At 36.6% G+C, this 22,244-nt stretch carries 18 protein-coding genes; 5 read left to right on the forward strand and 13 right to left on the reverse strand.

The window, feature by feature from the left end; translation table 11 throughout:
• Nucleotides 1-60: 60 nt before the first annotated feature.
• Nucleotides 61-771 (reverse strand): Dph6-related ATP pyrophosphatase, encoded by a 711-nt coding sequence (locus tag A1704_RS19460; protein WP_062675704.1) that lies wholly within the window; start codon nt 769-771, stop codon nt 61-63.
• 69 nt (nt 772-840) lie between these two features.
• Entirely contained in the window at nt 841-4,188 is a 3,348-nt protein-coding gene (locus A1704_RS19465) for a methylmalonyl-CoA mutase family protein (protein ID WP_062675705.1), read from the reverse strand.
• Nucleotides 4,189-4,323: 135 nt separating this feature from the next.
• Here A1704_RS19465 and A1704_RS19470 point away from each other — a divergent pair, with 135 nt between their 5' ends.
• Nucleotides 4,324-4,776 (forward strand): hypothetical protein, encoded by a 453-nt coding sequence (locus tag A1704_RS19470; RefSeq protein ID WP_311228365.1) that lies wholly within the window; start codon nt 4,324-4,326, stop codon nt 4,774-4,776.
• Nucleotides 4,777-4,814: 38 nt separating this feature from the next.
• Here the strand turns inward: A1704_RS19470 and A1704_RS19475 are convergent, their stop codons facing one another.
• Nucleotides 4,815-5,912 carry a DUF3667 domain-containing protein gene (locus tag A1704_RS19475; protein WP_062675706.1) on the reverse strand — a complete coding sequence of 366 codons (1,098 nt, stop codon included), beginning with the start codon at nt 5,910-5,912 and terminating at the stop codon, nt 4,815-4,817.
• 349 nt (nt 5,913-6,261) lie between these two features.
• On the opposite strand from A1704_RS19475, the gene rplM reads away from it, so the two are divergent.
• The 3 genes from rplM to rpsB all read left to right on the forward strand — a co-directional run bounded on the left by rplM (nt 6,262) and on the right by rpsB (nt 8,079).
• A complete protein-coding gene (rplM, locus tag A1704_RS19480; protein WP_002976217.1) occupies nt 6,262-6,717 on the forward strand; it encodes a 50S ribosomal protein L13 in 456 nt (151 codons plus the stop codon).
• Between the two features lie 6 nt (nt 6,718-6,723).
• Nucleotides 6,724-7,110 (forward strand): 30S ribosomal protein S9, encoded by a 387-nt coding sequence (rpsI, locus tag A1704_RS19485; protein WP_002976218.1) that lies wholly within the window; start codon nt 6,724-6,726, stop codon nt 7,108-7,110.
• A gap of 207 nt (nt 7,111-7,317) precedes the next feature.
• Complete coding sequence (rpsB, locus tag A1704_RS19490; protein ID WP_062675707.1) at nt 7,318-8,079, forward strand: 30S ribosomal protein S2; 762 nt, start codon at nt 7,318-7,320, stop codon at nt 8,077-8,079.
• A 73-nt stretch (nt 8,080-8,152) separates the two neighbouring features.
• On the opposite strand, the gene A1704_RS24665 is transcribed toward rpsB, so the two are convergent.
• The 9 genes from A1704_RS24665 to tsf form a co-directional block, all read right to left on the reverse strand.
• Nucleotides 8,153-8,338, reverse strand: a complete 186-nt coding sequence (locus A1704_RS24665; RefSeq protein WP_131797547.1) for a bacteriocin-like protein — start codon at nt 8,336-8,338, stop codon at nt 8,153-8,155.
• A 387-nt stretch (nt 8,339-8,725) separates the two neighbouring features.
• A complete protein-coding gene (locus A1704_RS19495) occupies nt 8,726-9,166 on the reverse strand; it encodes a DUF6759 domain-containing protein (RefSeq protein WP_062675708.1) in 441 nt (146 codons plus the stop codon).
• 6 nt (nt 9,167-9,172) lie between these two features.
• The gene (locus A1704_RS19500; protein WP_062675913.1) at nt 9,173-9,862 is read right to left on the reverse strand and encodes a DUF6759 domain-containing protein; all 690 of its coding nucleotides are present in this window, start codon (nt 9,860-9,862) and stop codon (nt 9,173-9,175) included.
• 17 nt (nt 9,863-9,879) lie between these two features.
• Nucleotides 9,880-10,557: a tRNA (guanosine(46)-N7)-methyltransferase TrmB gene (gene trmB, locus A1704_RS19505; protein WP_034692928.1), complete on the reverse strand. Its 678-nt coding sequence runs from the start codon at nt 10,555-10,557 to the stop codon at nt 9,880-9,882.
• Between the two features lie 96 nt (nt 10,558-10,653).
• Nucleotides 10,654-11,418 carry a DUF6759 domain-containing protein gene (locus A1704_RS19510; protein WP_062675709.1) on the reverse strand — a complete coding sequence of 255 codons (765 nt, stop codon included), beginning with the start codon at nt 11,416-11,418 and terminating at the stop codon, nt 10,654-10,656.
• 295 nt (nt 11,419-11,713) lie between these two features.
• On the reverse strand, nt 11,714-12,508 hold the full coding sequence (locus A1704_RS19515) for a hypothetical protein (RefSeq protein WP_062675710.1): 795 nt from the start codon (nt 12,506-12,508) through the stop codon (nt 11,714-11,716).
• Nucleotides 12,509-12,711: 203 nt separating this feature from the next.
• Nucleotides 12,712-16,110: a T9SS type B sorting domain-containing protein gene (locus tag A1704_RS19520; RefSeq protein WP_062675711.1), complete on the reverse strand. Its 3,399-nt coding sequence runs from the start codon at nt 16,108-16,110 to the stop codon at nt 12,712-12,714.
• Between the two features lie 221 nt (nt 16,111-16,331).
• Nucleotides 16,332-19,157 (reverse strand): T9SS type B sorting domain-containing protein, encoded by a 2,826-nt coding sequence (locus tag A1704_RS19525; protein WP_062675712.1) that lies wholly within the window; start codon nt 19,155-19,157, stop codon nt 16,332-16,334.
• 300 nt (nt 19,158-19,457) lie between these two features.
• Nucleotides 19,458-20,282: a translation elongation factor Ts gene (tsf, locus tag A1704_RS19530; RefSeq protein WP_034692936.1), complete on the reverse strand. Its 825-nt coding sequence runs from the start codon at nt 20,280-20,282 to the stop codon at nt 19,458-19,460.
• 143 nt (nt 20,283-20,425) lie between these two features.
• Between tsf and A1704_RS19535 the strand changes: the two genes are divergently transcribed.
• Nucleotides 20,426-21,196, forward strand: coding sequence for a DUF6759 domain-containing protein (locus A1704_RS19535; protein WP_062675713.1), 771 nt, complete (start codon nt 20,426-20,428; stop codon nt 21,194-21,196).
• A gap of 62 nt (nt 21,197-21,258) precedes the next feature.
• Here A1704_RS19535 and A1704_RS19540 read toward each other — a convergent pair whose 3' ends face one another.
• Nucleotides 21,259-22,215 (reverse strand): acetyl-CoA carboxylase carboxyltransferase subunit alpha, encoded by a 957-nt coding sequence (locus A1704_RS19540; RefSeq protein ID WP_062675714.1) that lies wholly within the window; start codon nt 22,213-22,215, stop codon nt 21,259-21,261.
• Nucleotides 22,216-22,244: the final 29 nt, after the last annotated feature.

The raw sequence follows: 22,244 nt of genomic DNA on the forward strand, positions 1-22,244 counted from the left end.
TAAAATTCTCCTGTGATAAAAATGGTATATTTAAAAGCATGTGGAAGAAAATTCACAGGCCTATTTTAATACAAGGTCGCTAAACCAGAAAACATACTCTCCATCTTCTTCGTCAGGAGATGTTTTGGGTCTGGGATACGTTTTCTTTACTGTTTCTCCAATTTTAAACTGAATCGGATTTTTGAAAATGGGACCATCAAAAGTAAAAGTATGAAACTCTCCGTTTTCTCCGCATGGATCAACATTTTCAGGAAGGTCGGTAATGAATTGCTGATCAATAATTCGTCCGGCAAAACTTTGATCAAGGTAAGATCCGTTAACACAGGTTACGATAGTTCTAAAACCAAGATCTAAGAACTCATGGATGAGGTTGGAGGTGTTTTGTTTCCAAAGAGGAAATACTGCATTCATGCCAACAGCATTTAATTGGTCTTCTCTGTATTTTCTGAGATCTTCCAGAAAGATATCTCCAAAAATTGAATGCGTAATGCCCTGAGCCTTAATTTCAGTCATTGTTGTATTCATGATCTGTTGATATTCTTCCATGGATGGTTCTTTAGGGAGTTCCATTTTGGTTAATGGGATTCCGAGGCTTTCCGCTTGTTTTTCTAAAAGCGATACATGAACTCCATGCATAGAGATCCTTTGAAATTCCTGATTGATGCTGGTAAGCAGTGTAGTGATCTCGTACTGATCTTCCTGTAGTATTTTATAAAGAGCAAGGGTAGAATCTTTTCCACTACTCCAGTTGAATAAAGCTTTTGGTTTCATTGTAAAATAAAAATCTCCCAAAAATAGGGAGATTTCATGTATTATAAATTAAATGATTGTATCTGTATATTACATATTTCTTCTGTACTTACCGCCTACTTCAAATAAAGCATTGGTAATCTGTCCTAAAGAACAGTATTTCACAGCATCCATCATCACTTCAAACAAGTTTTGCTGGTTGATGGCTGCATGTTGAAGTTTTCTTAAGGCTTCGTCAGACTTACTTTCATTGGCTTGCTGGAAGTTGTGAAGAGATTCAATCTGTGCCTGTTTCTCTTCTTCTGTAGAACGGATAACTTCTCCTGGTAAAACAGTTGGCGAACCATCTTTTCCTAAGAAAGTATTTACTCCGATAATAGGATATTCACCGGTGTGCTTCAGCCATTCGTAATGCATTGATTCTTCCTGGATTTTTGAACGCTGATACATAGTTTCCATAGCTCCAAGAACGCCACCTCTTTCTGTGATTCTGTCAAATTCAGTATATACAGCTTCTTCTACAAGATCCGTTAATTCTTCAATGATGAATGATCCCTGAAGTGGATTTTCGTTTTTAGCCAATCCTAATTCTTTGTTGATGATTAACTGAATCGCCATTGCTCTTCTTACCGATTGCTCAGTAGGCGTTGTAATTGCTTCGTCATAAGCATTGGTGTGAAGAGAGTTACAGTTATCATAGATTGCATAAAGTGCCTGAAGAGTCGTTCTGATATCGTTGAAATCAATTTCCTGAGCGTGCAGAGAACGTCCTGAAGTCTGAATGTGGTACTTCAACATCTGACTTCTTTCGTCTGCTCCGTATTTTAATTTCATGGCTTTTGCCCAGATTCTTCTTGCCACACGTCCGATTACTGAATACTCAGGGTCGATACCATTGGAGAAGAAGAAAGATAAGTTCGGTGCAAAATCATTGATATCCATTCCACGGCTTAAGTAATATTCCACATAAGTAAATCCGTTAGCCAGTGTGAATGCCAATTGGGAAACCGGATTCGCTCCTGCTTCAGCAATATGGTATCCTGAAATGGAAACAGAGTAGAAGTTTCGTACTTTTTCTCTGATGAAATATTCCTGAACGTCACCCATTAATCTCAATGCAAATTCTGTAGAGAAGATACACGTATTCTGGGCCTGGTCTTCTTTTAAGATGTCAGCCTGAACAGTACCACGAACTGTAGCAATTGTTTTAGCTTTAATTTCTGCATACACATCAGCAGGGATTACTTCATCACCTGTTAATCCTAAAAGTTGTAGTCCTAAACCGTTGTTGGATGGAGGAAGTTCACCGTTGTATTTTGGTCTTTCTAATCCTTTATCATCAAATTTTTCTTTAAGCTTAGCTTCTACTTTAGACTCTAAACCATTTTCTTTGATGTATTTTTCAACATTCTGATCGATGGCAGCATTCATAAAGAAAGCCAGTAGCATCGGTGCAGGACCGTTGATTGTCATTGAAACCGAAGTTAATGCATTTACCAGATCAAATCCGGAGTATAATTTCTTCGCATCATCCAGTGTCGCAATAGAAACTCCCGCGTTCCCGATTTTACCATAAATATCTGGTGGTAAAGCAGGATCCTGGCCATATAAGGTTACAGAGTCAAATGCTGTAGATAAACGTTTTGCAGGCATTTCTGCAGAAACATAATGGAACCTTCTGTTGGTTCTTTCAGGACCTCCTTCTCCTGCAAACATCCTTGTAGGATCTTCACCGGTTCTTTTGAACGGATAAATACCTGCGGTATAAGGGAAGCTTCCCGGAAGATTTTCCTGGCCTTTCCATTTGATTAGATCACCCCAGTCATTGTATTTTGGTAATGCAATTTTTGGAATTCTCAAATGAGATAAAGACTCTGTAGAAGTTTCAACTTTAATTTCTTTTCCTCTTACGAAATAAGAATAAAACTCTGCGTGGAATGCTTTTTTCGTATCGTCCCATGTCTTTAGGAAGTCGATATTATCCTGTTGAAGCTCTTTCTCTGCTTTTTGGTATTCAGCGTCCAAAACTTCATTGGAGATGATATTTTTTACACCTTCAATATGATACATTGTTCTGGCCAGCTCAGCCTGCTTTTCAATATTGACATCATATTGTTTGTTGTTTTCAACGATTTCAGAAAGGTAGCGAACTCTTTTCGGAGGAATAATCGTTACTTCTTCAGTAACTTCCTGTTCTACAAAAGTTTTTAGATTTAAATCAGCGAATTTATCGTTTACTTTTGAAACTAATCTATTGTATAATTCTGTAGTTCCATGATCATTAAACTGAGAGGCTTTCGTAGCATACACCGGCATATCATCTAATGGGCTTTCCCATAGAAGATGGTTTCTCTGGAACTGTTTTCTTACCGCCTGAAGTGCATCTAATGCACCACGCTTGTCAGATTTATTCAATGCTACCAGATCCGCATAGTCTAACATGTCGATTTTTTCCAACTGTGTAGAAGCTCCATATTCAGGAGTCATTACATACATGGAAATATCTGCAAAATCAGAAACTTCTGAACCAGACTGCCCGATCCCTGAAGTTTCGAGAATGATGACGTCCGGATGAGCCAGTTTCAATACATTGAGTGCAGAGTGAATAAATGGAGAAACGGAAACGTTATTTTCTCTGGTTGCCATCGAACGCATATAAACTCTTGGATCATTGATCGCGTTCATACGGATTCTGTCTCCCAATAAAGCACCTCCGGTTTTCTTTTTCGAAGGGTCGATGGAAATAATAGCGATTTTTTTATCTGTATTGGAACGTAAGAAGCGTCTTACCAATTCGTCTGTTAAAGAAGATTTACCAGCTCCTCCGGTACCGGTGATACCAATAATTGGAATAATAAGCTCTTGAGATTTCTCGTCGATTGCTTTTACAAGCTCAGGCTTTTCTTCTGAGAAGTTTTCAACAGCTGAGATAATTTGTGCAATACTTGACGGATTTTCAAAACTGATATCGTCAAGATCTTTTGCAGTGACATCTTTTCCCGTTGCAAAATCTGATCTGTGTACCAGGTCATCAATCATTCCCTGAAGACCAAGTTCACGGCCGTCATCCGGAGAATAAATTCTGTCGATTCCGTAAGACATCAGATCTTTGATTTCTTCAGGCAGAATTACACCGCCGCCGCCGCCAAAGATCTTGATCTGAGGTGAATTTTTTTCTCTCAACAGGTCATAGATATATTTGAAATATTCATTGTGACCTCCCTGATATGAAGTTAATGCAATAGCATTGGCATCTTCCTGAATCGCTGTATTTACAACTTCTTCTGCCGATTTATCGTGTCCTAAATGGATCACTTCGCATCCTGTTCCCTGAATGACACGACGCATAATATTGATCGCAGCATCATGCCCATCAAATAATGAGGCAGCAGTTACGATTCTTACCTTGTTGGTTGGAGTATATTTTTGGGTTTCCATAAAAATTCTAGAAAGTTTCTAAGTTTCCAAATATAATAATAAAAAAAGAACATAGTGTTTGAATTTATGTTTTTGATTTTCAGGTTATTAATTTGTGTTATTTAATTATATCTCCCCAATTTTGTATTTAAATGTTTGAAAGTTGAATGGTTCGGTAACTACAGAATTAAAATGAGTTATGACGATTTCATTGTCAAAGGGGCTTCTTCAGATTCTCAAATTAATTTCTCTATTTTTGCACTATATTTTACAGATATGCAAAAAGCGTTGATATATTTCGCATTGGGAACTGCAGTAAGCTTCCTGATTAATTATTTCTTTTTAAGTTCAGAGAATATCGGTTTAGAGTTCTACTACGCTATTGCTTTTGGTGCAGCGTGGGGGATTGCTTATTATTTAGATACTCCGGATATTACATTGGTAAAGAAACTGGGACTGTCTTTTGTAGTAATGGCTATTCTGGTTTTTGCAGGAACTCTGATTTTTAAACTTGAGCTTGCTATTCCTTCTATTCTGAAGTTTTCCATGGTATTTGTTGCCTATTATGTTATAGCGAGCTTTAGGGCGACTAAGTCTTTAAGAAAATAAATAAAAGGAGGCTTTCACATTGAAAAGCCTCTTTTATATTAGTGTATCATCATGAAACTTATCAGGGCAAGGCCTAGGAGTAAAAACATGAATGCGATAAAATTAATGGAGAACAGTATTATTCCGACAATAATGCTTACCAAACCATGGGCACGATAAACGCGTCTGTGGGCAATAAAGAAATAGGCCATAGTATATAATAACAGGAATGATATTGTTAAATATAAAATAGTATTAATAGGCCAGAAGTCTGTGAGGCCTGTCAATTTAGAGAGTAAGAATATAAGTAAGACGGTTAGTAATAAAAACGAGAAATAATGCAGCGTAAAGATTCCATGATCAAAATACCACCACTTTTTCTTACTATGGAAAACCCATAAAAAGAATGCGAAAAGAGGAAGGTAAATGAAAAGGGCTTTAGGAAGATTATGGAAAGACTTTTCTATCATACCGGCAATAATCTCCTTTTTCTTAACGCCTTTTTCTTTAAGTTCAAAGAATTTGTGAACGATGGGAGCTTCAATAAAACTGAGAGATGACGGGTTTTTGGCTTTAGCAGAATCGTAAGCTTTTCTGGTTTTATATTCTCCAAAGCTAACGTCCGGATCTATTTTTTTGTCCATGTTCATCATGTCTTCTAATTCAGAAGAATCAGGAACAGCTTTTAGCTCTTCAATGGTAAGAGAGTCCTTTGCAGTCAGATGTTTTTTTGCTTTGATACTGTCTATCAGGTTTTGTTTCCCGACAGGGCTCATGATTTTTAAAAGGTTTGTCTTACTCTGCTCTTGTGTGTTTCCTTCTTTAGGGGAACCTATATTAACCATAGGAAAAAGGGCAAATACGAAGAATGTAATAAAACTGACAAAAATATAAAGCTTTACAGGAGGTACGAACTTCTGTCTCTTTCCTTCGAGATATGTGTTTGTCAGTTTGCCAGGTTTAAATAACAAATTTTTTACTGTTCCCCAGAACTGTCCGTCATAATGAGTAAAATCTTCAATGAAATGGGTGAAAAGAAAATAGAAAGGCTGTCGTCTTTCAATATTTTCCTGTCCGCAGTGGGGGCAAAACCTTTCTTCAACCTGATGTCCGCAGTTTAGACAGGTTTTATCTTCTCGTACTTTTCCGTGGCTCATGATTATGGAATATGATTGCCACAAATATAATTATTTTAGTGAAATTTTGATTATATTAATATGTTTTACGGGAATCGTTAAAGTAAAATTAATGAAAGAAAGAGTTGAGGGAATAAACTCTTTACTGTTTCATTGGTGTTTTTAGAATCTACGAAGTGTTTTTTTTCATCGGCTCATGAGTTCGCAAGATCTGTGCCAAAATTATAAATAGTGTTAAAATCTATTGATAGAGGGGTGTAGAGTAAAGATTATATAGATTAAATAAAATATGTTTTTGGGTTACGAAAATAATTTGTACCTTTGCACACCCTTTTAGGGGTAAATTATGTTTAATCTTTAACTAAAACGTGTGAATACATTAAGTTACAAAACTGTTTCAGCGAACAAAGCTACTGCTAATAAAGAATGGGTTGTGGTAGACGCTGAAGGACAGCCGTTAGGTAGATTAGCTTCTACGGTTGCAAAGATTTTGAGAGGTAAGCACAAAACGAACTACACACCTCACGTAGATTGTGGTGATAACGTAATCGTTTTGAATGCTGGGAAAATTACACTTTCCGGAAACAAGTGGGCTGATAAGACTTATATCTGGCATACAGGATACCCTGGTGGACAGAAGTCTATGACTGCGGCTGAACTTCAAAAGAAAGATTCTTTAAAGGTATTAGAGAAGTCTGTAAAAGGTATGTTGCCTAAAAACAGATTAGGAGCTGCTATCCTTAAGAACCTTTATTTATATGAAGGAACTGAGCACAAACATGAAGCTCAACAGCCAAAAACAATTAATGTTAACGAATTTAAATAATTAATTATGTCTATAGTTCACAAAATCGGAAGAAGAAAAACTTCTGTAGCTAGAGTTTATGTAAAACCAGGTTCTGGTGTTATTACAGTAAACGGTAAAGATGCTAAAGAATATTTCTCTACAGACGTGATGGTTTACAAATTAAACCAACCGTTTATCCTTTCTGAGACTGTTGGTCAGTATGACGTTACCGTAAACGTATTCGGTGGTGGTAATACAGGTCAGGCAGAAGCTATCAGATTAGGTATTTCTAGAGCTTTATGCGAAATCAACGCTGAGTTCAGATTAGCATTGAAGCCAGCTGGTTTACTTACAAGAGACGCAAGAATGGTGGAAAGAAAGAAGCCAGGTCAGAAAAAAGCAAGAAAGAGATTCCAATTCTCAAAACGTTAAGATTTCTCGTTGGCAGATGGCTTATGGCTATTGGCTACAGGAATGTATTAAATTTTTTTTAAACTTAATCTCGGCGAAAAGCCCATTGCCAAAAGCAAAAAGCAGACCGCCAATTGCCCGTTACGTTTAGCATCCAAACGCTTCTCCCATCTAAAGAAGTTGTTGATTGTTTAAAAGACGGAAAGTAAACTAACAAAAACAGAAAACATGGCAAAAGCAAATGTAAAAGACCTTTTAGAGGCTGGCGTACACTTCGGTCACATGACTAGAAAGTGGAATCCAAATATGGCTCCATACATTTTTATGGAGAAAAACGGTATTCACATTGTAGACTTACATAAAACAGCAGTTAAATTGGATGAAGCGTGCAGCGCTTTAGAAAAATTAACTTCTGCAGGTAAAAAAGTTCTTTTCGTAGCTACTAAGAAGCAAGCGAAAGAAGTGGTTGCAAAACACGCTTCTGAACTTAATATGCCTTATATTACAGAAAGATGGCCAGGTGGTATGTTAACGAACTTCGTTACTATCAGAAAGGCTGTAAAGAAGATGAATGCTATCGACAAAATGAAAAAAGACGGTACATTCGAAACTTTATCTAAAAAAGAAAGATTACAAGTTGACAGACAAAGAGCTAACCTTGAGAAGAACTTAGGTTCTATCGCTGACATGGTGAGACTTCCGTCTGCTGTATTTGTAGTTGATATCTTAAGAGAACACATCGCGGTAACTGAAGCTAAGAAACTAGGTATTCCAGTTTTCGGTATCGTTGATACAAACTCTGACCCTAGAAAAGTTGACTTCGTTATCCCAGGAAACGATGATGCTTCTAAGTCTATTGATATGATCCTTAGCGTAGTTTCTGAATCTATCAAAGAAGGTCAGTCTCAAAGAAAAGCTGATAAAGAAAAATCTAAAGAAGAAGGAGAAAAGGTATCTGCTGATACAGATGCTGATTTCGATGCAGAATAATTAAAGATTTTCTTTAATATAGGAAAAACGCTGGATTTCGGTCCAGCGTTTTTTATTGTTTATACCAGAGAAATTATTTCTTAGGGCATACCATCAACTCTGGTAGATCAGGGTCGGTACTGGGTATAATTACTCCAATTCTGCATACTCCATTGCAGCACATTTCGCCCAGTTCCATACTACAGCCATCCATACAGCTTCTGTATCCTCCTTTGATTGTTCTTAGCTCAGTTCTTGAGACTTTTTTTAAATTTTTCATGGTTTTAGTTTTAATTTTTTTCCTACTCTATATGCTTTTCGGATACCGCAATTATATTTCTAAATATAAGGAAATATTTTTTATATGTTTGATCTTCAAAATACTATTTTGATTTGATGCCAATTTTTACTTCTAATAAAGGGATTTAGCTCAGCACTATTTAAAGAACAATGAAATATGAGGACTGGTTTATGGATATTTGTTGATGCTGAGCGCTCTATTAAGCGTTTTCAGGCGGTATAAAGTATTTTATGTACTTTTTCCTATAGCGAGTTACTTTGAGAACTTTAAAAGCAATCTGATCTTACGGTAAAAAGCTATTAACTATAATAAAAGATGAGAGTCTTCATTAAAAACAAAAACCTGCAGACTTCTGCAGGCTATATTTTAGTTTGAAAGTTTTATAGAATAAGATGTTGTAACAAATTTTGTGGATTGGTATGTTGAGTTACAAACAATCCCGGATAACGTGTAGTTCTGATTTTTCGGAACCATGGTATATCCTATTTTACCTGCACCAATGGGAATCTTCTTGAAGAAATTGCCACCACTCACCGTAAGGACCATATTACAAGGAGATTTATTTTCCACGGAAATAGAGGTCTTTGGATTTTTAGGATCATCACTGTTGAGAAGGTCATTAAGTACATCAGCAGTTTCCGGCTTATAAGTCTTCATAAGATCGTTATACTCTCTTTCTATATTGGCTCTGTTCCCTGAATTGTTAGAAGGATAAGGGTAGGAGGTTCTTCCCGGATAGCCTCCATAATTAACATTACAGCTGGCAAGAATCAATAAAATTCCGGTAGGAACTAATAGTTTTTTCATCCTATTCTATTTTTTTGACTTTTGTTTTTTCTCTGACTTTTCCGTTATGGGCTCCTTTTGGGCAGACTTCAGTCCAGTGTTGGCAGGTCTTGGATTGTCTACCGTTACAAATATACTTTTTTTTATCTCTTTCTGAGAGGAATATTTCATATCACAGATATTGCTGCTCAATGTATATGAATCTTTTTTAAGTACAATGAAATTTTCTGCATGAGCAGGAACAGCAAGATTGTAAAATTCTTTTCCTTCTATCCGCAATACAATATTACAGTCAGAATTATTTTTGAATAAGAGAATCGCTTCATTACGGTTAATGTCCTCATTAAACATTGCATTCAGTACTTTTACAGTTTTTGCCTTGTGTTCAGCAGATGTCTCAGTAATAAGTTTTTTAAACTCTTCGGCATCGTCCGAATTAGGATTTCTCATTGCACTTTTAGGTATGTCTGCAATAACAGGTCTTGCTTCCATAGGTTTGGCCGTTAGCGCTCCCTTTGTCCATTCTGTGTTTTTTAAAGCAATAAGTTTTGGCTTCAGCACAGTCTTTTTAGGATCGTCAGGGTGTGCGTTCCTCAGGTATTCTTCGATTTCTTTGATATTTGTGCTTTTTAAGATGTCTTTACTGCTTTTCTGAGCTTGTGTAAAGTGGGGAATAAGAAATGTGAAGAATAAAATCGTTAAAAATTTTTTTTTCACCAAGTTTGTTTATTTCATCAGCTTATCCGGAATTTGATGTAAGTAATAGTTTTTCCTTTCGCTGAGAATAGCTCTTCGTAATACGTTTTGATATCTCTCAGGTGTTCCGTATTAGGATCATATTCTGGTGCGCCATAGATATCATGGTGGGCAGAAATGATTTCATAGCCTGCTCCTTGTAAATATCCTAGCGTATAGCCGTGCAGGAATTCTGAATCGGTTTTCAGGTGAATGATGCCTCCTGGCTTCAGGAATTTTTTATATCGGTTTAAAAAATCCGGATGGGTTAATCTGTGTTTTGTTCTTTTGTATTTAATCTGTGGATCAGGGAATGTAATCCAGATTTCGTCTACTTCATTTTCAGCAAAGAAATAATCTACAAGTTCGATCTGAGTTCGCAAAAACGCTACATTAGTCATGTTGTTGTCCACAGCTTCTTTAGCGCCAAACCAAAATCTGGCTCCTTTAATATCAACTCCGATGAAGTTTTTTTCAGGAAATGTTTTTGCAAGCCCTACAGAATATTCTCCTTTTCCACAGCCCAGTTCCAATACGATAGGATTATCATTTTTAAAAAAATTGTCTCTCCATTTTCCTTTAAGATCGAAACCATTTAAAGCATCTTCTCTTGTTGGCTGGATTACATTCGGTAATATTTTGTTTTCTGCAAATCTTGCTAATTTATTCTTGCCCATTGAGTTATAAAATGAGTGCAAAAATAGTGAAAATTTATGGAGTCTCTATGTCTTTTGGTAGTAAAAGACATAGATATCATTCGTATTTAGTTTGTATTATTGGCCTCCCAAGGCCACCATAATTGGTCTTTCAATCGTTTTTTGTGAAGCATATTGAGCCCCGCAAACCAGGCTGGTAAAAAGATATTGTCCTTTATCTATCACAATGGAACCTTCACCCTGGGCAGGAACTGCTAGTCTATATTTGGTCGTTCCTACACCTTCCATTCTTACAATGATGTTGCAATCTGATTTATTTCGAATCAAAACAATACATTCTTTAGCATTAGGATTATTATCAAATAGGGAATTTAAGATTTTTACTGTTCTGTTTTTGTGTTCTACAGGAGATACAGCCATCAACATATTAAATTCTTCTGCTTCAGTATTTGGAATGGCGGCATTAGCATTAGCGTTTACAACGTATGTATTTTGAGCAGTACTAGGTGTATAGACTGTAGTAGATTGTTTTGCAGCCAGCTCAGCTTTGTATTTTGCAATTTGTTTTTGTTTGATGATGGCATTCATTTCATCAAAAGTAATTTTGGTAGAAGGTCTTCTCCTCAACATAGCAAGCATTTCCTGCATGTCTTTTACTTTTTGATCAGCAGGGTGTGCATTTTTGATGTACTCTTTCATCATTTCCATTACCCTGGGTTTCAAAACAGATCTTCGGGGATCATCAGGATGAGCATCCCTTAAAAAGGCATTGATCTCATAGATATTCTTACTTTTTAAAATATCACTATAATCTTTCCCTTTCTTTTGGGCAGAAGCCATAAAAAAGAACATACAGCCAAGAAGTAAAAGTACTTTTTTCATTAATTAATATTAAGTTAGAAATTAGGTGCTTCACTCTTAATTTGCGTTTTGGTTGCTTAGTTTTTTATTTGATAACGAAATATCTGGTGTTTTTATTTTAAACACTTGTTTGTGAGATAAAATTAAACATATTTTTGAATATTGAGGAATAATATGTTGCAAAATTTGAATAATTCATATTGTGAATACTTTTGTAGTAAAGCATAGCTGGTGTTCTCAGCCATTCCGCAAAAAAATAACCCATGTAATGTACATGAGTTATAAAATATTTTGAATTGTTTTTTTGCCGAAATCTCTAGTTGCCGCCTACAACTTCCTGAAGATGTGAGCTTCTGAGCCTTTTCTGATAAATAGGAAGATATTTTTCAATAGGAATTTTTACTGCTTCAAAGTTGCCTGCTAATACGTAGGCCTGGATATTTTCGGAGGAATAAACAAACTGAAGGAAGTTATCAATTAAGTTTTCCGGTATTTTAAACTTTATAAAATAATCTTTCCCCAGATAATTTTTGATCTGTGCTACGGAGCTGTTCATCCTTTCATAGGCCTGGTAACGCTGTTTTTTCTTTCTTTCTCCGGAAAGGATATCATAAATACTTTCCAGGCTGAAGGTAAGTCCTCCATCTCTAAGTCCTGCAACAGGAAGTTCCGGAGGTGTTCCGTCTCCTTTGGGTTCAGGAAGACCAATTACTTTTTTAAGGGCATATGCTTTGTCTTCTTTTCTTAAAGAGTTCACGTCATATCGGAGGTTACCGGTAGGCTTGAACCTGCTGAGAACAATCTCCTGAATTTCGTAATAGGCGATTTTAAGCTCAACCAGATTTTTTTGTTCCATAGACTGAGGAGTCAGTTTGATGTCTTTTCTTTCGGTAACAATAGAGGTAAACCGGATGACATCCCCGGTATTGGCAGGGATATTAAAGTTTCCATTGTAGTCCGTAAGAACGGTTTTCTGTGTATTCAGATTGGTGACATACACCTGATTGAGATATAAAATAGAGTTGTCTCTCAGAAATACCTCCCCGGAATATATTTGTGCATTAATTTTTGCCAGAAAAACCAATAGCAGTAGAGTAAACAGTTTCTTCATATAATGCGCAAAATTACATAGAAATAAAGCAATTCTGTGTAGTTAGATGAAGATTAGTGGTTAAAGTTATATTAAACTTTGGGATTAAATTGTTAAGGAGTGTTAGAAACTTGCCATTCATGTAAAAAATGAAACATTTACATAAAAAACCGGAAGAAATAAGTGCTGAATTTTCAGATGTTTTTTCTTTCGGTTTTCTGTTGTTACCTATGTTTTACAAGCAGCCAGCTCGTGTATTTTACCATAAGGTTGGAGCCATATTCCGTCCAGGTGATAAAATACCAATAATTTGCTGTAGGAACATATCTGCCTCCGATTCTTCCATCCCAGGTGTATCTGTTTTCAGGAGTGCCCCTGAAGACTTCTGCACCATATCTGTCAAAGATCCGGAATACAAGATTATCATTCTTCATTAAGGCAGAATAGTCGATGACTTCATTATGCCCATCTCCATTCGGAGTAATGGTATTGATCAGATTAATAATGGCAAATGGTTTTTTAACATCCTCACACATTTTAGAGTCTCTTACAAATATGTTGTGAGCTCCTCTGGGTACATTGTAGAAAACATTGGAACTCTGCCATACCACACCATCTAAGGAATATTCATATGGAGGTGTACCACCGCTCGCCCCAACTTTTACAGTTGTTCCATCAATTTCAATAGAGGTTATGATAGGAAGCGGCAATTCTGTAACATTTACATATTGCTTGTAAACACAGCCATTGAAGGTAAGTTCTACCCAATAACTTCCGGGAGCAACATTCGTAATGGAAGGAGTAGTCGCTCCGGTGCTCCATAAGTATTTTTCAAAGCCAGGTCCTGCATTAAGTGTAGTAGTAGTTTTTGGGCAAATTGCCTTGTCTTTTAAAATATCTGATTTCTTAGGAACTTTAATGTTAATCTTCAGAGTACCTACTTCAGGACAAACTCCATTTTTTTCAAAACGGATATAGTAGGTCTGTGAATTAGTGATATTTACAGGAGATAAAACTGCATTCACATTGTTCTGAGCATCTGTTAGAGTTGTATGAAAAGTAAAAGTAACATTCGGATCTAATGTAAACTGAGGAATAAACTGAGCTAAGTTGACACTTTTTATTCCGTCCAGATCATCATCACAGGTACTTTCGGTAACGGTTTTTGTAATCAATATTATTTTTGCTCCGATACTAAATTGTAAAGGTTTGATCACAGAAGCACATCCATCCGGAGAATCTACCCTGATGTAAATGGTTGTAGTTGCTGTATAACTCCAGTTATTAGGGAGCGTATTGTTATTCCCTGCATTGGCATCTGCCAGATTTGCATAATATCTTACATTCGTAAAATAATTTGGATTATTAAGAACAATAGGGGTGATATTGGAAAGCACAACAGTAACTGTTCCATCCAGATTATCATCACAGAAGACTCCATTGTAGTTATCCTGTACAATAGCTTTATTAAAAAGTGATAATGTTATTTGTGCAATGTTTTTACAACCAATATGGTCATTAACAAGTGCATATACTATTGTTCCGTTAGTTGCAGTATAGGCCGTTGTGTTAGTTATTAGTGCTGCGGCATTTTCATTCTGAGCATCCGCAAGGGTAGGGTAATAAGTAATAGTAACAGGTGAGTTACTGGTAACATTTGCTGTCGTCAGGTTGAAGGTTCCCTGGCCATTGATATCACAGGCAAATAATGTCGCATTCATTACTGTTAGAGGCTGAATATTCAGGGTAACGGTTACTGTTTCACAATCTGGAAAGTCTGGATCATCTCCACAGAATGTATAGGAGAACGTATCAGTTCCTGATGTTCCGGGAGTATTTACAGTATAAGTAATAGCACCTGTAGTAGGGTTTATAACAGCTGTACCCAATGAAGGTGTTGATGTAATAGCTACTGTGCTTGGAACGGGAGTTTGTGATGAGCCACTGAATGCAGGGATTATCGTTTTAGCATTACATACGTTGTATGATGTATTGGTCAGTTTTGTACAATTGAGAACTTTAAATTGTTCAGTAACTAAAGGTGCACAGCTTCCCATTGTTACAGAACATGTATAATATCCAGGTAATGTAGGTGAGATTGATGAAGTGGTAGCTCCCGGAACAATAACTCCGTTTCTGTACCATTGATAGGTGTCATAAATAAAAGGATCTATGGTAAGAGTCATTCCTGGAATACAGCCGCCTCCGGATTGTAAAATAACAGGCTGTGTAGGAAAGCCGGCAAAAAAGCCTCCATATCCTACAGCGTCACTGCCAGCAGTAATACCAGCCATAATTGCTCTATTTGAGACTATAGTAATTGTACCTGTTACATTGGGAATACCATAGGTAACCCAATTCGTTGTACCTGTCATATTGTAAGGGCCGGTTATTGAAGGAGGATTAGCTCCGTTCACTGTAATAGTAGCACCACGTTCTGTAATGATGTTAAGTTTTGTAGGTATATTCAATACTCCTCCAGGATTACCGATGGAATGAACAAAATTTTCATCGATAAGCCCCAGTTCATTAATTTGCTTTGGCAGGTAACAGTTCAAAGCAGGAATATAATTAAATCCACCGGTAGCCGTTTCATTTCCTGCATTTGAAACTCCTGCTAAAATTTGGTAGACATAAGCATTTTTTGATGTTTTGAGATATAAATTATAATGTCCGTTACCCTGAAGGATATATTTTGAGTCAGGAATGACAAAATATTTTCCTGCATTGAGGGTTGCTATAGGTGAAATTTCATTGTTTACAAAAATTTGAGTATTATCTTCAGTAGCAATTACAATAGCCCCTTCCATATGGGAGCCAATAGAACCATTACCTTTTACAAGCGCAAATTCATTTCCAAGCCTGTTGACAGGTACTGCCTGATCCATTAAAATATCTGAGCCAGCTGGATGATTTCCTGCATATTGACCGTTAAAATTTCCATTGGTGATATTGATGGGTTTGGTTGCAGTAATTTTAGCCCCAATAAAACCATCAAAGTTTGTTGCTATGTTTCCAATCCCATCAATAATATAGGATTGTCCTTTATTTAAAGTGAAAGTGATTGTAGGATTGGTTGCCCCAGTTGTTCCATTTGAAAACTGAACGTTAGGACTGTACCCGGAAATAGTAACATTGGTATTATCTTCAGTTGCCAGTACGCTGGTCATGAAATTCAGAATGGAATTGCTCACTGTAATAGGAGTGACAGCTGCGTAAAACTTCAGTCCTGTGGAAGAAATTCCTTTGGAAGTAATAATTTCTCCATGGTTGAATACTGAGAATCTTAAATTGGCATAAAAAGGGAATTCTGCTTTAAGGTATAATCCTTTGGTTGTAGGGGTAAATAAATCGGCCTGCAGTTTGGTAATAATATAAGTCCTTAATACGTCAAATTTCTGAGGGTTATTCTTACTGATATTTACTGTTCCAATCAGAACGTTATTATTGTAAATGCTTACAGGAAAAGGAGTTGTTCTGTTGGTTGATAAATACAGTTTTTGATAGGGATTGGGAGCGCCTGTTCTATCTATCATCGGAGCAAACCAATGCTCCCGGTCCAACTGGGCAAAAGCAGAGGTGAAAATGCAAAACATAAATAGAAAAGATAAAATTTTTTTCATTCAGCGGTGGTCTTTACCACAAATTTAGTGATAAAAAGTATTAAATTATTGAAAATAGAATAAAAAAATATGATTTTGAAATCGTGGTTAAACAAAATTTAAATTTATATTATTTTTTTTGCTTTTAACATAATATAATAGGCGGATTTAATTGAAAATCTAAAAAAAATGAGCCGCGATTATTTGATCGCGGCTCATTAAATATAGTTTTAAACTAATTATTACTCTCTGTTTTTAACAAGAATCCAACCTGTATATTTTATTGGGGTCTTTTCTTTGTTGGACTCATTCCAGCTGATGTGATACCAGTATGTTCCTGTTCCCAATTTCTTATCAAAGTGTTTTCCATCCCATCTGTAGTTGTTGAACCTATTTCCGGTGAACACCATGTTTCCATATCTGTCATACACTACAAAACTCAGATTTTCTTTATAAGCCAGTTCACTGTAATCTATATAATCATTTACATTATCCCCATTAGGTGTAATCGCATTTAATAGATTAGGAATGGTAACTTCCACAGCAATAGGAGTACAGTTATAAACATCTTTTACATAGAAAGTGTGCTGTCCTCTCGTTAAACCTGTGAAGGTACTTGAATCCTGCCAGTTTGCAGTACCATCAACTGCATATTTGTAAGGAGCTTTACCTCCGCTTACAATTACAGTTGCTGTATTATTATTGATTTCAATAGTTTGAATTACTGGATCTTCAACTTTTTTAACTTTTACAGTCTGTGTAAGGAAGCATCCGTTCTTACCAAGAATTACAGTGTATTCTCCCACCCCTATATCTCTGATACCTGAGGAGGTAGCTCCAGTGCTCCATTGGTATGAATCATATCCAGGACCAGCGTCCAGGTTCGTTTTCGCATCCATACAGATATACTGATCTACAAGGATTGGAGATTTTTTAATTGGAAGTACAATTAATTCAATTTTTGCATTGGCTGTACATCCCTCAGCAGTTGTTACTTTCACGTATACAAATCCTCCTGTTGAAGGGAAGTTGTTTGGGGTTGTGATTTCATTGATTCCTGCAGTAAGATCATTCAAAGTACGGTAGTATTTTTTTGTAACAGCATTATAGTCTGTTACTTTTGCTTTTGTAAGGTCAAAATAAGCGTAAGGATCTACATCGTACCAACAGGCCTTAATAGAAGCATCGGTTACGATGAACGGTACTACAGTAAGGTTGAGTGTTACCTGTTCACAATCTGTAAACTCAACAGAGTTTCCACAGAATTTATAAACGATTTTATCTGGTCCTAAATATCCCGGATTAGGTGTATAAGTGATTGTTCCGTTTGAATTCACTACAGCTGTTCCTTTGGTAGGCGGTGTTAAAATTACTACTGTACTCGGAACCACAGTTTGAGTGGAGGAAGTAAACGTAGGGGTAATAATTTTAGTAGAACAAGCGTTAAGTGCTTGTGTCGTTTCTTTTAAACAAGTTTGTACTTTATAGATAGGTGTTGTTACAGGAGGACATGTTCCCATGGTTACTTTTACGGTATAATTTCCTGATTGAGTAGGAGTATAAGTATAACTTGTAGCACCAGGAATGGCAACTCCGTCACGGAACCACTGATAGGTTTCATATCCGTCGTCTACCTCAAGAATGATTCCCGGAACACACTCACCTGTCTTTTTCGCAATGACAGGGATTGAAGAGAATCCTGCAAAGTAACCTCCGTATCCTGCAGAGCTATATCCTCCGTTGATACCTGCTGTTACAGCTTTTGTAGATGTAATCTTAATATTTCCGGTTACACTGTTGATGGCATACGTTACCCAGTTGGCATTTCCTGCAAGGGGATAAGGACCCGCTTCAGGGAGAAGAGGCGCGTCATTCAACATTACAGTAGCACCAGCCTCTGTCAGAATGTTTAATTTTACTACCAGATCACTGGGAGTAGAGCTGGCTCCTCCCACGCCAAGAGGCATTTCATTGATCTTGCCGATTTCATCAATTTTTCTTGGAAGGAAACAGTTTAATGGCGGGATATAGTTGAATCCATTGGTAGCATCACTTTGCAAAACTCCGATAAACTGGTATAAATATACATTTTTGGTGGTGGAAATGAACATATTTGAATGTCCTGATGTTCCCTGAGCAACGTAGCTGGTTTCGTTAATTCTGTACCATTCTCCGGCAGCAAGTGTTGCAACAGCAGTACCTCCGCCGTTTAGATATACTTCAGTATTATCTTCGGTAGCAACAATAAGACCTCCCTCCATATTTAAGGAAGGTTGAGTAGATCTTGTTTTTACCATGGCAAAAGTATTCCCAAGTCTGTCAACCGGAACCGATTGATCAAGTACCGGGTCACTGCCTGTTGTTGAAGCAGAGAAGTTGGCATTACAGCTACCATTGGTCAGTGTTACCGGCTTATCAGCAACAATTTTAGCTCCAATAAAACCTGTTTTGTTTCCAGACTGAGATCCGGATCCTGCCAGAATGAAAGATTGTCCTTTTTGTAGAGTAAAAGTCTGAGTATTTCCAGTGGGGCTGCCGTTAATAAAAACGACTCCTGCCGTTGGGTTCCATGATACGGTTACATTGGTATTGTCTTCTGTAGCAAGAACACCTGCTGTAAAATTCTGAATACTGCTGGTATTGGTGTTAGGGGCGGCTGCAACAAAAAACTTTTTTCCAATTCCGGCCTTTCCTTTACTGGTTATTACTTCCCCGTGAACACTCTGAGCCAGTCTTAAACTACAGTAAAAAGGTTTGGCTGCTTTTAAATAAAGCCCTTTGTTTCCCACAATGAATGCTTCAGTAGATGTTCCTGTGGAAATAAGGCTGTTGGTAACCTTATAGGTTTGTGGGCTACCTTTACTGATAGTAACAGTGGTAAGCACAATATTGTTGTTGTAAATGGTTACGTCAAAAGGAGTGTCTGAATCAGTAGAAAGGTATATCATATTGGTATACCCTCCAACACTGTCATAATAAGGAGCAATCCAATGCTCGGTATCCCTTTGTGCAAAGAGTGTATTAATTGTTAAAAAAATTAATACCAAACTGAGTAGAAATCTTTTCATGAGTATGGAATTAGGATTTCTACAAAAATAAAATAAAAAATGAAATACTTTTAATAAAATTTAAATAAATGTTAAATATACGCCTTCGGTTTTTAATCAAAAACCCTGTTAGGTATGAAACTGGTAATAGACTCTTGAGCGTAACCATGGTGATTATCTGGTAATAATTCTTTTTTCGGTGAATTTTTTAGTCTGTTAATTTTTTCGGATGTATGACCGCATTATTGAGTGAAAATAATGGTAATAAAAAATCCCGGTGAAATTTTCACCGGGACTCTATATTCTTTTGAAACAGTCAGCTTATAGGCTTACTCTTACAAATCCTGTTACTTTTAAGTCTGCGTTTACAGATTTTACGTAATCAGCAACTGAGATACTTCCGTCTTTAATGAAATCCTGGTGTACCAAAGTGTTGTCTTTGTAGAATCTCTGCATTTTACCTTTCAGGATGTTGTCGATAATGTTGGCAGGCTTACCTTCTTCAGTAAGTTTGTGTCTTTCAATCTCTAACTCTCTGTCGATAGTTTCCTGAGAAACTGCAGTTTCGTCAAGAGCAATTGGGTTCATTGCAGCAACCTGCATAGAAACAGCTTTAGCAGCTTCTTCAGCTCCGTCTACTTTTGCAGAAAGAGAAGTGATAGCAGCAATTTTGTTTCCAGCATGGATGTAAGCTCCTAAGAAATCTCCCTGGATTCTTTCGAAAGATCCGATTTCGATTTTCTCACCGATAACTCCTGTTTGCTCAACTAATTTCTCAGCAACAGTGATTCCGTGGAAATCTGTAGCTAAAAGCTCTTCTTTAGTAGCAGCGAAAATAGCCATTTCAGCTAATTCGTAAGCTAGCTCAACGAATGCTTCGTTTTTAGCAACGAAGTCAGTTTCACAATTTAAAGAAATTACAGCACCTAAAGTGTTGTCTTCATTTACTCTTGCGATTACTGCCCCTTCAGTAGACTCTCTGTCAGCTCTGTTAGCAGCAACTTTTTGTCCTTTTTTTCTAAGGATATCTACCGCTTTTTCGAAGTCTCCTTCAGCTTCAACTAGAGCTTTCTTGCAGTCCATCATACCTGCACCTGTTTGGTTTCTTAATTTAGCTACGTCTGCAGCAACTGGTGTATAAGACATAATATCTATTATTTTTTATTTAAGATTAGTATTAATTTTTAGCTTAATTTTAGAGCAGTGCAAAGATAATGATTTTAATGATAAACTAAAAAATGACTTTTCACGTTATTAATATATTTAATACTATTTTAAAGGTTTGATTAATGAAAAAAATCTTCTTCCTTCTATTTATATGCATTTTTGCTCTAGGTTTTTCTCAAAAAAAGAAAAAAACAAAATCTAAAGCTGTTGTTGAAAAAGAAACTGTAATTATCTATACCGAACAGGAAGCTGAGATTTCAAAAGAGGCAAGAGTCATTGCCGGATTTTTGAAACAGAACCCAGGTCATGCTAAAACTGACTATTTCAAAAGAAAGCTGATTGATATTATTATGGCAGATAATTCGCCGGAAGCAAAGCCTACAATCAGACCAATCAGTAAAGAGAAAATTGAAAATATTGTAAAAAATAATGAACTGAATAGCGGTAAAACACTTGCTGCAAATAAAACAAACACAGTAAACGGTAAGGCTGTGTCTAATAATACTGCAGCGGCTATTGAGGCTTTAAAAGAAGAAAGAAGAACTACTTTTGCATCGGTGGGATCTGCAGGTACAGCAAAAACGGCAGGAACATCTAAAGCTGAGCCAAGTGAGGAAGGGAAAAGGAGAGCAGCGATGCTTACTCATCTTTTTAATAATGATATCAACAAAAGTGAAGCTTATATCAATATTAAGAATAGGTCGTCCTGTAATCTTATTGTTAAGATCAGCGGGAAAAAATATTACAATTTAACGGTTCCAGCAAAAGGAGAAAATTTTATCCTGGTTGATAAGGGAGAGTACGTAATGACCACATCAGTCTGTGATGCAAAATATTCATCTGTAAAGAAAATTACTCAGGATATTGAAATTGCCCTGAATGTTGCGGAATAGAATAAATAAGAAGAAAACTAAAGAAAAAAAGGTTAAGAAAAAATTCTTAACCTTTTTATTTTTTATCCTTTGAACTGACCCATTGCAATGAATTTGTCCTGTCTTTGGGTTTCAAGCTCCTGACCTGTAAATTTGGAGAAAGCTTTGATATTCTGTAAAATTGAATTTTTCAGGTTTAAATAGGTTGTCTCCTGATCATAATGAGCACCTCCAAGCGGTTCCTCAATGATTCCGTCTATGAACTTTTCTCTTAAAGCATCTGCCGGAGTAAGATTTAATGCATTGGCAGCATCTTCTTTGTGATCCCAGTTTCTCCATAAGATAGAAGAACAGCTTTCTGGTGCAATTACTGTATACCAGGTGTTTTCCAACATATACACTTTATTTCCAACACCTATTCCTAATGCCCCACCACTGGCACCTTCTCCGATGATGTAAGTGAAGATTGGAGTTTTCAGCTGAACCATTTCAAAAATATTTCTTGCAATAGCTTCACCTTGTCCTCTTTCTTCAGCTTCCAATCCTGGATAAGCTCCCGGTGTATCTACTAAAGTTACCACAGGGATATTAAACTTTTCAGCAAGTTTCATTAATCTTAAAGCTTTTCTGTATCCTTCCGGATTTGGCATTCCAAATCTTCTGTGCTGTCTTTCTTTAGTCGTTCTTCCTTTTTGAGTCCCTATGATCATTACTTTCTGACCATCAAGGGTAATCAATCCTCCAATCATTGCCGGATCATCAGCGAAATTTCTGTCTCCATGAAGTTCTAAGAAACTGCCTTTGTCTGCCATTCCGTTGATATAGTCCAGTGTATAAGGACGATCCGGGTGACGGGACAGTTGTACTCTTTGCCAAGGTGTAAGATTTCCATAGATTTCTTTTTTCTTTTCTAAAATCTTATCCTCAATCTGGCTGCATGCTAATTTTACATCAACACCACTTTCTTCTCCTACTAAAGAACACGTCTGGTATTGGTCCATCAATTCTTTGATAGGAAGTTCGAAACTTAAATATTCCATTTCTTGAAGTAAATTAAATCTTTCAAATG

The sequence above is a fragment of the Chryseobacterium cucumeris genome (assembly GCF_001593385.1).
In the GTDB taxonomy this organism is placed as follows: Bacteria; Bacteroidota; Bacteroidia; order Flavobacteriales; family Weeksellaceae; genus Chryseobacterium; species Chryseobacterium cucumeris.